Genomic DNA, 14,075 nt, shown 5'->3' with positions numbered 1-14,075 from the left:
AACTAATTGAAGGTTATGAAGGAGCGATGTCTTCTCTGCACATGTTGTGCTTCTGTATGCCCAAATAACGGCATTGATATGACAGAAAATGAGATTATCTTTAACGAAAACTGTACAGAGTGTAAGATCTGTGTTAAAGCCTGTCCTGTGGGGGCAATTGAATGAAGAACTACAAATGTGATGTCCTAGTTGTTGGTGGAGGTCCTGCAGGAAGTAACGCTGCAAGATACGCAGCAAAAGGCGCTGATGTCCTTGTAATAGAAAAGAAAAAGGAGATCGGAAGCCCAGTTCAGTGTGCCGAAGGAGTTTCTCAAGGTCTTTTCGAAAAGCTTGATATGAAACAGGACAGCAGGTACATTTCTACTAAGATTGAGTTCGTGAAACTTATTGCACCAAACGGCACAGTTGTAAGGCTTGACGGTGAGAAGGTAAAATACTGGAAGAGTGGGATGGTCCTCGATAGAGAAGTTTTTGATAAAGCCATTGCAAAGGAAGCTGCAAGAAGTGGCGCAGAATTTTTGATGAAGACAAGATTTGTTTCAGCAAAGAGAAATTCTAAAGGTGTCACAGTACAAGCAAAACATATGAACGAAGATATTCAAATTGACGCTAAAATGATTATAGGTGCAGATGGCCCTCCTTCAATAGTTGCTAAGTCCCTAGGGATTAATACAACTGTCCCTTTGAGATACTTAGAGTCAGGCATACAATACCTCATGATGCCAATGGAGATTGAGCCATGCATAGAGCTTTACTTTGGCGACTGTTATGCACCTGGCGGATATACCTGGATATTCCCAAAAGGAGAGGACCAGGCAAATGTAGGGCTTGGAGTGCTACCAGTAAAAGCTAAGCAGACTGCTCAGTACTATCTTGATAAGTTTATAGAAAGGCCTAGGTTCAAAAAGGCAAAGATAGTTGAGGTAAATGCCGGGGCAATACCTGTAAAAGGCCCAATAAAAGATCCATACATGGATAATCTTTTGCTTGTAGGGGATGCGGGCAGGTTCGTAAACCCACTTACAGGTGGAGGAATCCACACAGCAATTATAACAGGAAAACATGCGGGAGAGCTTGCAGCAGAAGCTATTGCTAAAGAGGATTACACTGCTAATTTCTTGAAGAAATACAACGACATGTGGATGCCAGATATCTACGAAGAGCTCGACAAGTGCTTAAAAGCACAAGAAGCTTTCATGACTTTCAGCGAGAAGGATTTAGATTCAATCGCAGACACCCTAAAAGACCTAAAGCTTGAGACAATTTCCACAATAAGCATACTAAAGGCTATAGTTGCAAAAAATCCTGGACTTCTATTCAAACTTGGAAAGTTCATGTAATATATTTAATTTATTCTTTTTATTATCGGCGATTTGTTATTTTTCTAAACAAATACCGAAAGGGTTAAATTCTTATTTATTACTAATTTAATCAACAAACTATATTTTAAGTAGGTAGATAACCATGAAAAAAATAATTGCTATCTTATTAATGTCTTTTTTAGTTCTAACAGCAGCCTATTCAGCATTTGGAGGCGTTCTTAAGTTTACTCCTCCAGATGGATGCTATACGCCAAAATTAGTTAAGACTATTGAAGGCAGCGTAGAATATTATCCCCCCAATGGAGTTGTGCATGATTCTATAAATACTTATGACTTTCCAAGTTACAACCCAAATTGTTACTATCGTATCACATATGAATTAACAACATGTTACTACTCAACTGGAATATTTTCTATATGTACTAACGACGAATCATTTTGCTATTATCCTGAAGGAACCCCAATATATATTTATGGGCCTGTTTCAAATGAATTCTACTGGGATCCACAATGGGGAACTCCTTCAACTATTAGTATAGGTATTTCAGATGGGTATGGATGCGAACCACCCTATATTGGATACAAGATACAGATATACGAAGAATGCAGGTGTAAATCTACAATCCTTTATCCAAAGGTCGACATAGAGCAGTTCTCAGTAGCAGGTGGATCAACTATAATAAGAGATGGAAAGATTCTATCTTCCTTTGAAATATCTCCTGGAGTTCAACAGACTTTCATACAAGTAGAAAACAGAGGATTCTTCACCCAAAACGAGGCGATGATAAAATTCATGGGATTACCCAATGGAGTAACAGTAAATATCGCGCCAGAAACTCAGAAGTTAAAAGCACACAATATTGGAACATACTCAGCTGAATTCACAGTTGATCCAAATGTACCTTCTGGTACATATATGGTTACAATGATAGCATACTCCTCAAGTGGTGTATTTGATACAATAACATTTGAATTTATAGTTCCATAAATTTATTTTTTATCTTTTCTTTTCTTTGCAATACTTAGAGTATATATTCATAGATAAACAAAAATTCTTATTAGAAAAGAAAAAGAAAATATTATTTATTTCCTAGTGCATGTTCTGCCGCAGTTTCTTATCTGCTGCTGTTGTGTGGTTTTGTTTGGACAATCCCCTGTGCAGTTAGCTGGGTCACATGTGCCATCGCAGTTTCCATCACACGTACCGTTTCCAATACAGTTTCCTGCATTTGGGCATGTAGCTGTGGCGTCTGCTTGTCCTCTGTATGAAAGGACAGCACTGATGCTTACCATTGCAATCAAAAATATGACTGCAATGCCTATTATGTAATTTTTCTTCATAATAATCGCCGTAATATTAAGAATAAGCAGTTAATATATAAGGGATTTCCGAGATTATTCCCAAATTAACCCCAATTATCTTCATCTGGCTAGCATTTTCCCGATGTTGAAAGCCCTTTCAAGAATTATCTTTTTTTCTAGTATAGCTCCTTTTTCCCCAACACCAGGGGCCAGTAACACATCAGTCAGATTCATCTCTAAATACCCAATGCTCTTCTCAAATATCTCAACTGTAGCAAGAGAAGCCTTCTCATCATCCTCTTCAAAAGGTATTGTAACAACTGCGGACTTCCCTCTAATCTTTTCTCTATTTTCTGGGCAGTTGAAATAAACAAACCTATCAATAAATGCCTTCATTATCGCAGTTGGTCCATACCAGTAAACTGGCGTTCCAAAAACAAGTATATCAGAATCAATTATTTTTTCATAGAAGCCGTTCATGTCATCTTTTTTAGCACACTCTAAGCCCTTCCAGCAGGCATGGCAACCGTCGCACTCTTTGATTGTAAAATCATTTAAGAAAATGGAATCTGTATCCGCTCTTTCAGATATTGCCCCATCTAATACCTTATTAACTAAGATGTGGGTGTTGCCATTTTTTCTCGGGCTTCCTATAATGCCTAGGACTTTTGTCATAAATAAGATTTTTCATTTGAGTTCTTTATTCTTTCTGTATGAGAACATCTTATCATAGTGATCAACACCATATTTTTTGACAAGCTTATTTGTAATTTTCCTGACACCTTTCGAGTAATCCTTATCACAGTAGTCAGTTTGGTAGAGCGCTTCATACTTTGGGATTAATGAAGGGTCATATCCTTCCAAAAATTTAGTCATACGCTGCCTTGTCTCACCCTTGAAATTTAAGACATCGACTATAACATAGTCAACATTTAGATCAGAGAAAGTCTTTATCATCTCTTCTAGAGCTTCTTCATCATCTGAGATATAGGGGAGTACCGGGATGGCAGTGACACCAACTGTGATCCCTGCCTCCTTTAATTTCTTAATAGCTTCTAATCTTTTTTCAACTTTTGGCACCCTTGGCTCTAATATATTGCTGAGTGACTGATCAAGAGTTGTTATAGTCATGCAGACATTAAGAAATCCCGTCCTAGATATTTCTTCTAGGATATCAATGTCCTTCAATACCAGGTCAGACTTTGTTGTAAGCATAAGCGCGTTGTGATGCTTCAAAAACACCTCTAATACTTTTCTTGTGTTTCCAAACTCTTTTTCTGCCGGCTGGTAAGGGTCTGTGACAGTAGAAACATTTACTGTTAGATTCTTATTCCACTTTTCTTTTGAGAACTCCTTATCGAGGGCTTGAGCCGCATTGTCTTTTACTATAATCTTTCGGGCAAACTCTCCTTCTTCCATTCCAAGATATTCATGCGTATACCTCGCATTGCAATAGACGCAGTCGTGTTCACACCCCCTATAGATATTTGACCCCCACCTAAAAGGGAGAAACCAAACGTTAAGCCTGTGAAGCATCTTTTCTACTTCAACATGTTCATAGACTACCTTTTCCATATAATCAATCCTATTTTAGCGGAGTCATAAAGCCACCAGTAGTTCTTTTATCAAGTGGCGTCATATCATCGCATTTTTTTACTATAACTTCCTTTTCATAAATAAAGTTCCCAATTTCTTTTGCCTTCTTCTCGATCTCTTTTGAAATACGCCCATCTTCTTCAAACATAAATATTTTTATCAATGGGATAGGTTTCTCCTCAAAGCCCCAAACACCGATAATTTTCCCGTTGTTTACAATAGTTGTCGTTCCACTCCCAGCGCGGTCAAAAATATAATTAAAGTATTCCTTATCAAGATACCTATCCCGCTCCTTGTATCCCATTATGTATGGGTCAAGAGCAGGCAAGAGATTAATGTCATGATTATTATTTTCACTTACATTTTTTATTTTATTCACATCTTTCTCAGAAACTATATGCTCTCCAATTCCATAAATAGTCACATGCTCTAAGTCACTTAAACCATCAACTATTTTCCTTACTTGAGTTTTTGGAAAACCTGTCCACCAAGAGATATCAGTTATGGTGACTGGCCCAAAAGAGGCGAGATACTGCGACACTAATATTTTTCTTGCCCCTTCTTGGGAATACTTGTTAAGATTGACATCGGGTAAGTATTCGTCTACCCTATAATAAGTATGAGAATTACTCTTCCACCCTGCTTTAGATAAGCCTCGGACCAAAATTCCAAGATCACACATAATATTAATTATAGGGAATAGGTTGGCTTCTGTATTAAGCTCCTTTTTGATTTCACTGGTATTCATGCCTCTATTTTGTAAAAGTTTAAGAATAGATTTTGAAACTTCCTCATACTCCCTTTCTGCTACGCCTATGAATTTGTAATACTTTTCCGAATTAATCTGAATTGATTCTTTAGTTGCCGAAAAGGCAATGGAAACATTTTCCTTGGGGATAATATGGACAGTCTTTCTAACACACCTGATCTTAACAAGCCTTTTTTCTAGGAGCTCTCTATCTAGCGATTCTTTTCTGAAATTAATAATCCGATTAAAAAGGGACAGATAAGGCGTACTAGCATATGTAGCATGTAGGCCCCAGATATCCTTTGCAACTTGGAGCACATCTTCTCCTTTTGTTTCTTCTGAGAGGTGTTGCTTTCTCAAAAGAAAATTGTTTAATTGGGATACTTGGTATTCTACCATCAACCCATTTTTATGTCTCCTAGTTTAATATTCTATCTCTTCTTTTTGAACTAAGTCTGAAAACAAGATTATTTGAATTAAACAGTTTTCCCTATTTCCATATATTTTTCCCTATTTTCCCTATTTTTTTCCATATCTTTATATATAGGGAAAACATCATTTTATACACCTATAGGTGTTTATTATGAAGAAGATATATGCAATTTTAACGTCCTTACTATTTATAGTAAGTGTTTTTGGTGTTGCTCAAACGATGGCCGCTACTACAAATCCGGGATGTCAATACGGAGAAGGATACTACAAAATTAGCAGAAATTCAGTTAAAGTCGGAGAAACATTTACAATTACTCTTAAGAAAGCTGCTATGAACGATGTTAAAATTCAAGGAAAAGACGTCACTGAGATTACTCTTGGAATTGTTGCAAATAAAAAACTTCCATATCAAATAGGACTTGTTGAGCTGATAAATGTAGAGTATTTTAATGGTGACGGAACTCTACTATACAGCGGTCTTGTCTTGCCTGATGCTTTGCCATCACCTGATTTCCCCCATTGGAGTGAAATTACTCCAGATTGGAATACTGATGTTGCATGGATAACATGGACATTTAGAGCAGTAAGTCCGGGAACATTGACTTTAAACGGAGCATGCGGGGAAACAGAAACAGTCACAGTTCTTTCTAAAGCCCTACCATTCAAGTTCTTTGCAAAGCTATTCGGATTCGGTAAAAAAGATTAATTTATTTTTTTATTATTACTTTTCTTATATTTCTACTAAGCAAAAGTTTAAATATTGTTAGAACTCCAATTTAGTAACTATAATGGTGTTAGCTATGAAAAAAATATTTGCTATGTTGATATCCTTGCTATTTGTAGTAAGTGTATTTGGGGTGGCCTCAGCAATGGCCACAGAACCATGTAAATACGAATTTATTGGCCCAACGTCCGTCCAAGTCGGGGACACATTCCAAGTCAAGTTGATGCTTAATGGGGGCTGTTGTTGGTCGTACTACGGAGGGGTAAAGGATTCTATTGAATCAATTTGTACACAACCAGGATGTGAAGGGTATGATATTATACCTGGTGGATACCTTTTTACATACAAAGCACTAAAAGTAGGCACTTACGAGAAATTACTTGCTGTTGGATGTTCTGAAGATGAAAGAGTCTACTACGGTGTGACTGTAACTCCAAAGGAATACCCAATGCCTTTTTTCATGAAGCTACTTGGTTTTGGCAAGAAAAAATAAATCTTTTTTTATTAATTTCTTTTCTTAGATAAAACAATTCGTTGATTTCTAGTTTATATTAAAACGTCATGTAACTTTAGTAAGTTTTATATTCTCTAATCCATTGCCTGTGGCAATAGAAGACCTGATAAGATGGCAATTGATTTTTCTAAACTAAAAAAGATTGATAGAAAGACAGCTCTCGCCCTAACTATAACATTGTTATTTTGGGCATCAGCCTTTGCAGGAATTAGGGCAGGCCTTAAATCGTATGAACCCGGGCACGTTGCGCTCTTGAGATTTCTTGTAGCTTCTGCTTTTTTAGTAATTTACGGCTCTTATAAGAAAGTAAAACTCCCTGAGAAGAAGGACCTCCCGATGATCTTACTAATAGGATTTCTATCAGTAACAGTGTACCATGCACTTCTCTCATATGGGGAGGTAACTGTCACTGCAGGGGCTGCAAGCCTGCTAATTGCCTCAGGACCTATCTTCACTGCGCTTTTGGCATCATCTATACTCGGAGAGAAGTTGAAGATGTGGGGGTGGATAGGCATATTCATAAGTTTTTTTGGAGTTGCATTGATATCTTTGGGAGAAGGTGGAGGAATATCATTTGACCCAAGGGCTATACTGATACTTATTGCTGCATTTTCAACTAGCCTTTCGTTTGTCTTGCAAAAACCCTTCCTGAGAAAATACAAATTTGTTGATCTAACTGCCTACACAATGTGGGGCGGGACCCTATTCCTTTTGGTATTCTTACCGGGATTTATAAATGATATAAGGACTGCATCTATCGACTCTACGCTTTCCATAATATACCTGGGAATATTTCCAGCAGGCATAGCATACCTCACTTGGACCTATGCTTTGGCCAAGATGCCAGTTTCCATTCTAACAAGCTTCCTAGCCATATCTCCATTTCTTTCAATTATCATAGCTTGGTTTTGGCTTGGGGAGATACCTGGATCCATTTCCATAATAGGTGGGGTAATTGCAATACTCGGTGTAACACTTGTCAATGTGAAAGGAAGATAGATAATCCTCACAATTTAAGAATACTTTCCTTATGATTTATAAGAGAAATTTATATCTTCTTTGACTTTAGGATGGGATTTAAAATCCATTCCAAAAAGATCAGTCTAATAATTCATAAAGCTCTTTTTCAGAGAGTCCTTCTACTTTTCCAAGCTCTATATCCGATATCCTTTCAGATAATTCAATAATAAGAATCTCTATTTTTTCAGACTTCATTTTAATCCTCTCTTTTAATATCACATCTACATAAAATTCCATCAATCTCTTCATATTCTTTTCCACATTCACGACAATAGTATTTTGATGTTTCTATTATTTCACTGTGATCTATTATTATTTCTTCTTTTACTATTACTATGTCATAACTATTAGGCTCTGATATGAATTCATCACTTCCACATTCACACTTGAATCTTGTCAGATTTTCACATCCTAAAAGCATACTACTTAAGAATAAATTACAATCTGTCTTAATATACCTAGTTATTAAAATCTTAATTAAAATATGGTAATATCAAGAAATAGAGAATATCTAAAAAAATTAATTTAGCTTAACGCCATTGCCAAAGGAACAATGATGTCTTTTTCTTTTTTAATTTGGTCGGCTATTAGTACTAGGGTTATCCCTATCCTGTTTTTATACTGGGCAACATGAAATTCAAAATCTGTGAGGTGATTTAGCATATCTAAATTTAATTGCAGGTATTCTGAGGCGTTAATTACTTCAATACCTCTCACCTTTCCCTTGTTAGAAACATCAAGCACAATATCCCCAACATCAAAATTTCCTTTGAATTTTTCATCTGGCCCATAGCCGCTGTGAACAAAAAGAATGTCACACTCAGAGTCGTATGAAATTAATTTCTTATCTGACGCTTCCAACTTACCACCTAATAAATCCATTTTTTGACTGCCTTTTTCCAAGGCTCGTATATCATAATATATTTTTAACTTATATTTCTTTCAGTTGACAAATCTTTCTTTTTTTTCAGATAATTTTTTATTGAACTAATCTTTACTAGTTTTATGAGACACTATAAGATAAAGCAGGTTGATGCATTTACAGACAGAATTTTTGGGGGAAATCCAGCAGGAGTTGTTCCATCTGCTGAAGGATTAACTGACAAAGAGATGCTATCAATTGCAAATGAAATAAATGCTTCCGAGACTGCGTTTGTCCTGCCTAGCGATACTGCAGATTTTAGGATAAGATGGTTTACCCCAAAGAAGGAAGTTTTGTTCTGCGGCCACGCTACAGTTGCAAGCTTACATGCGCTAGCAGAAGAAGGAAAATTTGGCATGGAAAATGACGGTGAATACTCCTTCAAAGTTGAAGCTAAAATTGGCATCATAACAGTTGATGTGATAAAATCAAATAAAGAGATAAAGATAATCCTTCATTCCCCGAAGATTGAATTTCTAAGAGAGGATATCGATATGCCTGGATTCCTTGATGCCTTAAAGATTAAAGAGGATGAGCTTGACTTAAACTACCCAATAATGAGGGAGAAAAATCTTGATTATCTTTACGTCCCAATAAACGGCCTAGACGCCTTAAGAAATATAGACTATGACTATCAAAAGCTAGAAAAGTTCTGCGGGAAATATAACTTCCCAGGTGTTTGCCTATTCACAACTGAAACTTTTGATAACGATTCTAAAGCACATTCTAGGTTCTTTGCTCCCCTTTACGGCGTTAGGGAGGATCCTGTGACAGGCTCTGCGCAGGGGCCACTTGGTGCGTACCTTTTGATTAATGGCATAATTGAATTTAGCGGAAGCGAAGTTAATATCAAATCAGAGCAGGGCGATATTATAGGAAGGCCCGGCCGAGTAATAATAAATGTAAGAAAAGATGAGTATAGCTGCTTTGCCTCTAAATTGATAAGTTCAGCTGTAACTGTAATTGAAGGAGAGATTTATCTACCATAAAATTATTCGATTACTTTCCCAAAGATATAGCAGTCCTCTCCGCACCAGTGCTTTTCCAAAAGGAACTGCTCTTTAAATCCCATCTTGTCATAGAATCCTATTGCGTTGTAGCGCTTCAAGCTCCAGCACCAGAGTTTTTTCACATTTTCTTTTCTGCAGAGGTCTATAGTGAAATCTATCAAGGCTTTGCCCACGCCCTTCTTTGAAGTTATCAATGCATCTATCTCACATGACTCTTCAACTATTAGTAATCCTATAGCGCCAACAATTTTGCCTTCATCAATTGCAACATAGTAGTTGCCTCCTTCAATTAGGGGTGTAATCTTTTCTACTTCAGAAAAGGAATACTCTTCCGTATCAAGCCCTTTTAAGAGGGCGGATAGCTCTATGGCATGAGATTTTGTGGCCTTTATTATTTCCATATGAGGATAATCCTATTATTTGGTATTAAAGCTTTTGATGAGATCATCTGTAATTTCTAATGATTAATTCTTTTATTTCTCCCCTCTTATTTGGATCACAGTTTATTATCCTTTTTGCATTCACTCTTTCTATTGTGAAGTCCTTATACAAATTATCAAAAAAGTCATCTTTAGGATCTTCATTTTTTGGATCAGAATTACTAAGAATTAGATATGCCCCCTTTTCGTCAAGTTCTTTATAAAATTTAGATAGTCTTATCTGGTCTTCATCGGTGAACTCTTCCTTAGAATAACTAGTAAAGCTTGATGTTTTAGTTAGTGGCCTATAGGGTGGATCAAGATAGACTAAGCTATTATTATTAGCATATTTCAATGAATCAGTAAAATCACCACAGATAATTTCAGTATTCTTTAGAGCAAGATTTACTTTCCTAATATTCTCTTTGTCGCATATTTTAGGATTTTTGTATCTACCGTGAGGTACATTGAACTCTCCATTTCTATTCTGTCTAAATAGTCCATTAAAACAAGTTCTGTTTAGAAATATCATATGCGAAGCTCTTTCAATCCAGCCAGTATTATAATTAATATAATCAAATGAATTAACCTGTGAATTGTATCTATCTCGGATTGTATAATAGCAACTTTTTCTTTCCTCTTCGTTTTTAGAGATGTATTCTATTTCTAAATTTTTTAGATGATTAATAAGTTCTTTCGGATCATTTTGCAGAACTTTATACCCAACTATTAGCTCTTTGTTTATATCAAATAAATAGGAATTATTAATTTGAAATCTACTTTTTAGATAAAAGAAAATTGCACCGCCACCAACAAAGGGCTCAATATAAGATACTATTACCTCTGTATTTATAATATTCTTAGGAAGCCTTGATGAAAGTTCAGGTATAAGTTGTGATTTGCCACCTGCCCACTTTAAGAAAGGCTTAGCAATTATAGTATTATCTGCTGATTTAATAGTATTCCCTGAAATATTATTTATCACAATTAAGGGTCTTCTGTGGAGGATTTAACCTTTTTTGTATTATTTCAATATATTTTTTTTCTTTTTCTATCCCTATAGAATTTCTTCCCATTTTTTTTGCAATAACAGAGGTCGTACCAGAGCCAACAAAAGGATCCAGAACAGTGTCACCTTCTTTAGTACAGGCCAAGATTATCCTTCTTAAAAGCTCTTCAGGTTTCTGTGTTGGATGAGAGCCTGCCCATTTTTCACTTTTTGGAGTTAGTGGAATTGACCAAACATTCCTCGTCTGCTTTCCTAGAGGATTTATTGAATCTTCAATTAGATTTTTTGTGTCCCCATAATTGAAAGTCCATTTTTCACCTTTACCATTCTTTGTAGCCCAAATTAAGTGCTCAGTACTTTCTGTAAACATTCTGCAAGTAATATTTGGCTGAGCATTAGGCTTAAACCAAACAATACTATTGTTAATTTTAAGATCCGTCATATGTTGAATTATGAATCCCAGCTGATATATATTATGAAAAGAGCCACAAATCCAAAAGCTTCCCCCATGCTTTAATACTCTAACACACTCTTGAATCCAATAAATATTGAATTTTAAGAAATCATCTTTTGTGAATATGTCCCATTCTTCTTCCAATGTAATGTGTTTGCTGTATTTCCATCCAAGCCCCTTCTTTTTTGCAAGACCATATGGGGGGTCAGCAAATACTAAGTCTATTGATTCATCAGGTATTTCCCTTAATTTTTCTAGGGCGTCTCCATGGATAATTTCATGTTTAGTTTTCATTTTCGATTCTTCTCTATCCATTCTTTCATTAGAGTATTAATCTTTGTCGATACCTTAATATCATTTTTTTCACATATTTTCCTGAAATTTTCCAACACTTCCTTGTCTACTGTAATATTTAAAGGAACTTTTGTCATTCAAACACCAATCTACATTAATAAATACTAATCTACATAAATTAGCATTAAGAATTTATAAAAATATCTAAAATACATAAACATGGTACTCCAATGGAAACCCAAAAATCAACCAAGAAAATATTCTTTCAAAGATTTTCAATTAGCAGATGGAACTATAATAGGCGTTTTTCAAGGCAGTAGGGGATCAAAGCCTGATCTTGATATCGTGGTTAAATATAAAGATAAATATACACGAAATGGTGTTAGAACTCCAAAACATATTCATTGGGTAATCGATCTGTTAATCAAAAAAGAACATGATAAAAAACTCACATTAGAATTCATAGAGTACCTCAACGAGATGTATGATATAATTGAACCATTTAAAACAAAAGAGGAACAACAAAAATGTGAATTAAAATATACTACTTCTCTTAATTTGTCAAAATTTGAAAAATTGAATTGTTATGGGCAGTATTCTATTGAATTTATTGGCCACATAATAGAGCTATTTAGTATAGAAGAAAAAACTGGGCTTGAAAATGCATTTATGTTTAAAAAAGTATTAAATGCAATTAAAGAAGAGAAAGATATTTTTTCCATAGTGTCAACAGCTACTCACAATGGAAGATTATAAATTTTAATTATTCTAGAATTAAAAGGTGCCGGGGGCGGGATCCGAACCCGCGACCTCACGGTTTCCCAGCCTTGTTTCATGCTTATGAGCCGTGCGCTATAACCAGGCTAAGCCACCCCGGCAGGTGAGATTAAATGAACTATGGCCCAACCTTTTTAAGATTTGCTATTTATACAAATTTAAACCCTTTCTCTTTCAAATCTTCTATAATATCTCTTAAATCTAAATCAGAGCTATTGACCTCCGGCACAAAATACCTAGGATTGCCATCATCAAGTAGGTTATACAATTCACCCAAAAAAATATCTTTTAGATTCTTTTGAATAAAATATGTATTAAGATCACCCATATGGGATACAAATCTGCCGCTTCCATAGTCCTTCTTTCCCCAGAGGTGAACACCTTTTATCATTTCTCTAATGGGATAAATTGACCTAATGACAGAACTAATCTTTTCAGTATTGAACTTGCCAGGGCCTAGATTATAGCTACTAAAGATTTGGATAACATCCAGAACAACTCTAAGTTTAAGGCCATTCTTATTAATCGATTCACATAGTTTTTCTAAATCTGTAACATTTGACACAAGAAATTTTCCACCTCTATAGAGTGTCCCATATCTATTTTCTATCAGTATCTCAGTATCTGGATAGGTATCAGAGATACCTTTCTCAAAGACCTTATAGATTTCTATAAAATCATTTAGATTGTAGTAATCATTGAAAGGTGGGTGTATCTCTATAATCTTAGGTGCTCTATTATTCCCAACAAGTTTAATAATAAACTCGCCGAACTCTTCCGCCCACTTTTTACTTACCCATAGCTTTGGAACAAAATCTTTGTGGGATTCTTTTATCGTACTGAAACTAGATATCAAATTTGTATCAAATTTCCTTTTCCCATAAGAATACTCTGTGTGGAGGGAATATTCTTTTAATGGTCTTATATAAGGCACATCAAAATTTGCACTAACTTCCTTTATCTTTGGAGATATATCTACCGGGTATATCCTCCCGTCATAGTCTATTGGAATAAAAATTGACATCAAGGAGGATTACTATCAAATGAATAAAACTATATCGATTTTTCAATCATTTGAAAGTAGGAAGTACCATTTATAGATCTTCATTCAAATAGATAAAATAAGAAAAGAAAAGATTAAATTATATTAAGCTGAAGTGGCTGGCTTGTGAATTCTAATCCATCCGCAAGCATCTATCCATACGTAAGAAGCAGTGATAACTGCCCCAGAAATCTTATGGAATCCAAGTTGAGTCTTTCCAAAGTTGTTAGTTGCATCTTCTTCTAAAGCAATTCCTTCAACATCATTTCCGTTTGCAAACTCTAAAGCAGCCTTTTCCAAAGCGAGTTGAGCCTGTTCATCATTAACTGCATTTGCATATGCGTCTGCATCAGCACCGGCTATTACTCCGACACCAAATGAGGCTACCATAGCAACTGCAATAAATATAGCTAGTATTTTTTTCATAATATTGCCTCTTAGCTAATAGACATATCCATCTGTCTTTATATATAGTTGTTGTGTAAACCTT

At 35.5% G+C, this 14,075-nt stretch carries 20 protein-coding genes and 1 tRNA gene; 8 read left to right on the top strand and 13 right to left on the bottom strand.

Annotation, left to right across the window (positions count from 1 at the left end):
* The first annotated feature begins 15 nt into the window (after nt 1-15).
* The 3 genes from PLI06_05105 to PLI06_05095 all read left to right on the top strand — a co-directional run bounded on the left by PLI06_05105 (nt 16) and on the right by PLI06_05095 (nt 2,310).
* Nucleotides 16-165, top strand: coding sequence for a 4Fe-4S binding protein (locus tag PLI06_05105; GenBank protein ID HOI76974.1), 150 nt, complete (start codon nt 16-18; stop codon nt 163-165).
* Nucleotides 162-1,340, top strand: a complete 1,179-nt coding sequence (locus PLI06_05100; protein ID HOI76973.1) for an NAD(P)/FAD-dependent oxidoreductase — start codon at nt 162-164, stop codon at nt 1,338-1,340. The genes PLI06_05105 and PLI06_05100 overlap by 4 nt, the downstream gene beginning before the upstream one ends.
* Nucleotides 1,341-1,464: 124 nt before the next feature.
* Entirely contained in the window at nt 1,465-2,310 is an 846-nt protein-coding gene (locus PLI06_05095; protein HOI76972.1) for a hypothetical protein, read from the top strand.
* Nucleotides 2,311-2,405: 95 nt separating this feature from the next.
* Here the strand turns inward: PLI06_05095 and PLI06_05090 are convergent, their stop codons facing one another.
* The 4 genes from PLI06_05090 to PLI06_05075 form a co-directional block, all read right to left on the bottom strand.
* Nucleotides 2,406-2,663 carry a hypothetical protein gene (locus PLI06_05090; protein HOI76971.1) on the bottom strand — a complete coding sequence of 86 codons (258 nt, stop codon included), beginning with the start codon at nt 2,661-2,663 and terminating at the stop codon, nt 2,406-2,408.
* A gap of 81 nt (nt 2,664-2,744) precedes the next feature.
* Entirely contained in the window at nt 2,745-3,299 is a 555-nt protein-coding gene (locus tag PLI06_05085; GenBank protein HOI76970.1) for a flavodoxin family protein, read from the bottom strand.
* A gap of 12 nt (nt 3,300-3,311) precedes the next feature.
* Entirely contained in the window at nt 3,312-4,199 is an 888-nt protein-coding gene (locus tag PLI06_05080; protein HOI76969.1) for a radical SAM protein, read from the bottom strand.
* A gap of 10 nt (nt 4,200-4,209) precedes the next feature.
* Nucleotides 4,210-5,367 (bottom strand): winged helix DNA-binding domain-containing protein, encoded by a 1,158-nt coding sequence (locus PLI06_05075; protein HOI76968.1) that lies wholly within the window; start codon nt 5,365-5,367, stop codon nt 4,210-4,212.
* A gap of 184 nt (nt 5,368-5,551) precedes the next feature.
* On the opposite strand from PLI06_05075, the gene PLI06_05070 reads away from it, so the two are divergent.
* From PLI06_05070 to PLI06_05060, 3 genes are all read left to right on the top strand, one after another.
* The gene (locus tag PLI06_05070; GenBank protein ID HOI76967.1) at nt 5,552-6,106 is read left to right on the top strand and encodes a hypothetical protein; all 555 of its coding nucleotides are present in this window, start codon (nt 5,552-5,554) and stop codon (nt 6,104-6,106) included.
* A 94-nt stretch (nt 6,107-6,200) separates the two neighbouring features.
* Nucleotides 6,201-6,617: a hypothetical protein gene (locus PLI06_05065; GenBank protein ID HOI76966.1), complete on the top strand. Its 417-nt coding sequence runs from the start codon at nt 6,201-6,203 to the stop codon at nt 6,615-6,617.
* Nucleotides 6,618-6,749: 132 nt separating this feature from the next.
* The gene (locus PLI06_05060) at nt 6,750-7,637 is read left to right on the top strand and encodes a DMT family transporter (GenBank protein HOI76965.1); all 888 of its coding nucleotides are present in this window, start codon (nt 6,750-6,752) and stop codon (nt 7,635-7,637) included.
* A gap of 217 nt (nt 7,638-7,854) precedes the next feature.
* Here PLI06_05060 and PLI06_05055 read toward each other — a convergent pair whose 3' ends face one another.
* A complete protein-coding gene (locus PLI06_05055) occupies nt 7,855-8,079 on the bottom strand; it encodes a hypothetical protein (protein HOI76964.1) in 225 nt (74 codons plus the stop codon).
* A 104-nt stretch (nt 8,080-8,183) separates the two neighbouring features.
* Nucleotides 8,184-8,519 carry a DUF2283 domain-containing protein gene (locus PLI06_05050; protein HOI76963.1) on the bottom strand — a complete coding sequence of 112 codons (336 nt, stop codon included), beginning with the start codon at nt 8,517-8,519 and terminating at the stop codon, nt 8,184-8,186.
* Between the two features lie 144 nt (nt 8,520-8,663).
* Between PLI06_05050 and PLI06_05045 the strand changes: the two genes are divergently transcribed.
* On the top strand, nt 8,664-9,569 hold the full coding sequence (locus tag PLI06_05045; protein ID HOI76962.1) for a PhzF family phenazine biosynthesis protein: 906 nt from the start codon (nt 8,664-8,666) through the stop codon (nt 9,567-9,569).
* 2 nt (nt 9,570-9,571) lie between these two features.
* On the opposite strand, the gene PLI06_05040 is transcribed toward PLI06_05045, so the two are convergent.
* The 4 genes from PLI06_05040 to PLI06_05025 are packed head-to-tail and all read right to left on the bottom strand — an operon-like array spanning nt 9,572 to nt 11,903.
* Entirely contained in the window at nt 9,572-9,991 is a 420-nt protein-coding gene (locus PLI06_05040; protein HOI76961.1) for a GNAT family N-acetyltransferase, read from the bottom strand.
* A 43-nt stretch (nt 9,992-10,034) separates the two neighbouring features.
* Nucleotides 10,035-10,994 carry a DNA adenine methylase gene (locus PLI06_05035; GenBank protein HOI76960.1) on the bottom strand — a complete coding sequence of 320 codons (960 nt, stop codon included), beginning with the start codon at nt 10,992-10,994 and terminating at the stop codon, nt 10,035-10,037.
* A complete protein-coding gene (locus tag PLI06_05030) occupies nt 10,984-11,787 on the bottom strand; it encodes a DNA methyltransferase (protein HOI76959.1) in 804 nt (267 codons plus the stop codon). The genes PLI06_05035 and PLI06_05030 overlap by 11 nt, the downstream gene beginning before the upstream one ends.
* A complete protein-coding gene (locus PLI06_05025; GenBank protein ID HOI76958.1) occupies nt 11,763-11,903 on the bottom strand; it encodes a hypothetical protein in 141 nt (46 codons plus the stop codon). Before PLI06_05025 ends, PLI06_05030 begins: the two co-directional genes overlap by 25 nt.
* An 82-nt stretch (nt 11,904-11,985) precedes the next feature.
* Between PLI06_05025 and PLI06_05020 the strand changes: the two genes are divergently transcribed.
* The gene (locus PLI06_05020) at nt 11,986-12,522 is read left to right on the top strand and encodes a hypothetical protein (protein HOI76957.1); all 537 of its coding nucleotides are present in this window, start codon (nt 11,986-11,988) and stop codon (nt 12,520-12,522) included.
* 26 nt (nt 12,523-12,548) lie between these two features.
* Here PLI06_05020 and PLI06_05015 read toward each other — a convergent pair.
* The 3 genes from PLI06_05015 to PLI06_05005 form a co-directional block, all read right to left on the bottom strand.
* Nucleotides 12,549-12,644 (bottom strand) — tRNA-Met (locus tag PLI06_05015).
* 47 nt (nt 12,645-12,691) lie between these two features.
* Nucleotides 12,692-13,567: a hypothetical protein gene (locus PLI06_05010; GenBank protein HOI76956.1), complete on the bottom strand. Its 876-nt coding sequence runs from the start codon at nt 13,565-13,567 to the stop codon at nt 12,692-12,694.
* Nucleotides 13,568-13,690: 123 nt separating this feature from the next.
* Nucleotides 13,691-14,011: a hypothetical protein gene (locus PLI06_05005; GenBank protein HOI76955.1), complete on the bottom strand. Its 321-nt coding sequence runs from the start codon at nt 14,009-14,011 to the stop codon at nt 13,691-13,693.
* Nucleotides 14,012-14,075: the final 64 nt, after the last annotated feature.

The sequence above is a fragment of the Methanofastidiosum sp. genome, assembly GCA_035362715.1.
Lineage (GTDB): Archaea > Methanobacteriota_B > Thermococci > Methanofastidiosales > Methanofastidiosaceae > Methanofastidiosum.
This window is presented reverse-complemented; position numbering and strand designations above follow the sequence as displayed.

Coding starts and splice junctions, on each gene's coding strand:
- PLI06_05105 (HOI76974.1), top strand. CDS start 16: ATGAAGGAGCGATGTCTTCTCTGCACATGTTGTGCTTCTGTATGCCCA.
- PLI06_05100 (HOI76973.1), top strand. CDS start 162: ATGAAGAACTACAAATGTGATGTCCTAGTTGTTGGTGGAGGTCCTGCA.
- PLI06_05095 (HOI76972.1), top strand. CDS start 1,465: ATGAAAAAAATAATTGCTATCTTATTAATGTCTTTTTTAGTTCTAACA.
- PLI06_05090 (HOI76971.1), bottom strand. CDS start 2,663: ATGAAGAAAAATTACATAATAGGCATTGCAGTCATATTTTTGATTGCA.
- PLI06_05085 (HOI76970.1), bottom strand. CDS start 3,299: ATGACAAAAGTCCTAGGCATTATAGGAAGCCCGAGAAAAAATGGCAAC.
- PLI06_05080 (HOI76969.1), bottom strand. CDS start 4,199: ATGGAAAAGGTAGTCTATGAACATGTTGAAGTAGAAAAGATGCTTCAC.
- PLI06_05075 (HOI76968.1), bottom strand. CDS start 5,367: ATGGTAGAATACCAAGTATCCCAATTAAACAATTTTCTTTTGAGAAAG.
- PLI06_05070 (HOI76967.1), top strand. CDS start 5,552: ATGAAGAAGATATATGCAATTTTAACGTCCTTACTATTTATAGTAAGT.
- PLI06_05065 (HOI76966.1), top strand. CDS start 6,201: ATGAAAAAAATATTTGCTATGTTGATATCCTTGCTATTTGTAGTAAGT.
- PLI06_05060 (HOI76965.1), top strand. CDS start 6,750: ATGGCAATTGATTTTTCTAAACTAAAAAAGATTGATAGAAAGACAGCT.
- PLI06_05055 (HOI76964.1), bottom strand. CDS start 8,079: ATGCTTTTAGGATGTGAAAATCTGACAAGATTCAAGTGTGAATGTGGA.
- PLI06_05045 (HOI76962.1), top strand. CDS start 8,664: ATGAGACACTATAAGATAAAGCAGGTTGATGCATTTACAGACAGAATT.
- PLI06_05040 (HOI76961.1), bottom strand. CDS start 9,991: ATGGAAATAATAAAGGCCACAAAATCTCATGCCATAGAGCTATCCGCC.
- PLI06_05030 (HOI76959.1), bottom strand. CDS start 11,787: ATGGATAGAGAAGAATCGAAAATGAAAACTAAACATGAAATTATCCAT.
- PLI06_05025 (HOI76958.1), bottom strand. CDS start 11,903: ATGACAAAAGTTCCTTTAAATATTACAGTAGACAAGGAAGTGTTGGAA.
- PLI06_05020 (HOI76957.1), top strand. CDS start 11,986: ATGGTACTCCAATGGAAACCCAAAAATCAACCAAGAAAATATTCTTTC.
- PLI06_05010 (HOI76956.1), bottom strand. CDS start 13,567: ATGTCAATTTTTATTCCAATAGACTATGACGGGAGGATATACCCGGTA.
- PLI06_05005 (HOI76955.1), bottom strand. CDS start 14,011: ATGAAAAAAATACTAGCTATATTTATTGCAGTTGCTATGGTAGCCTCA.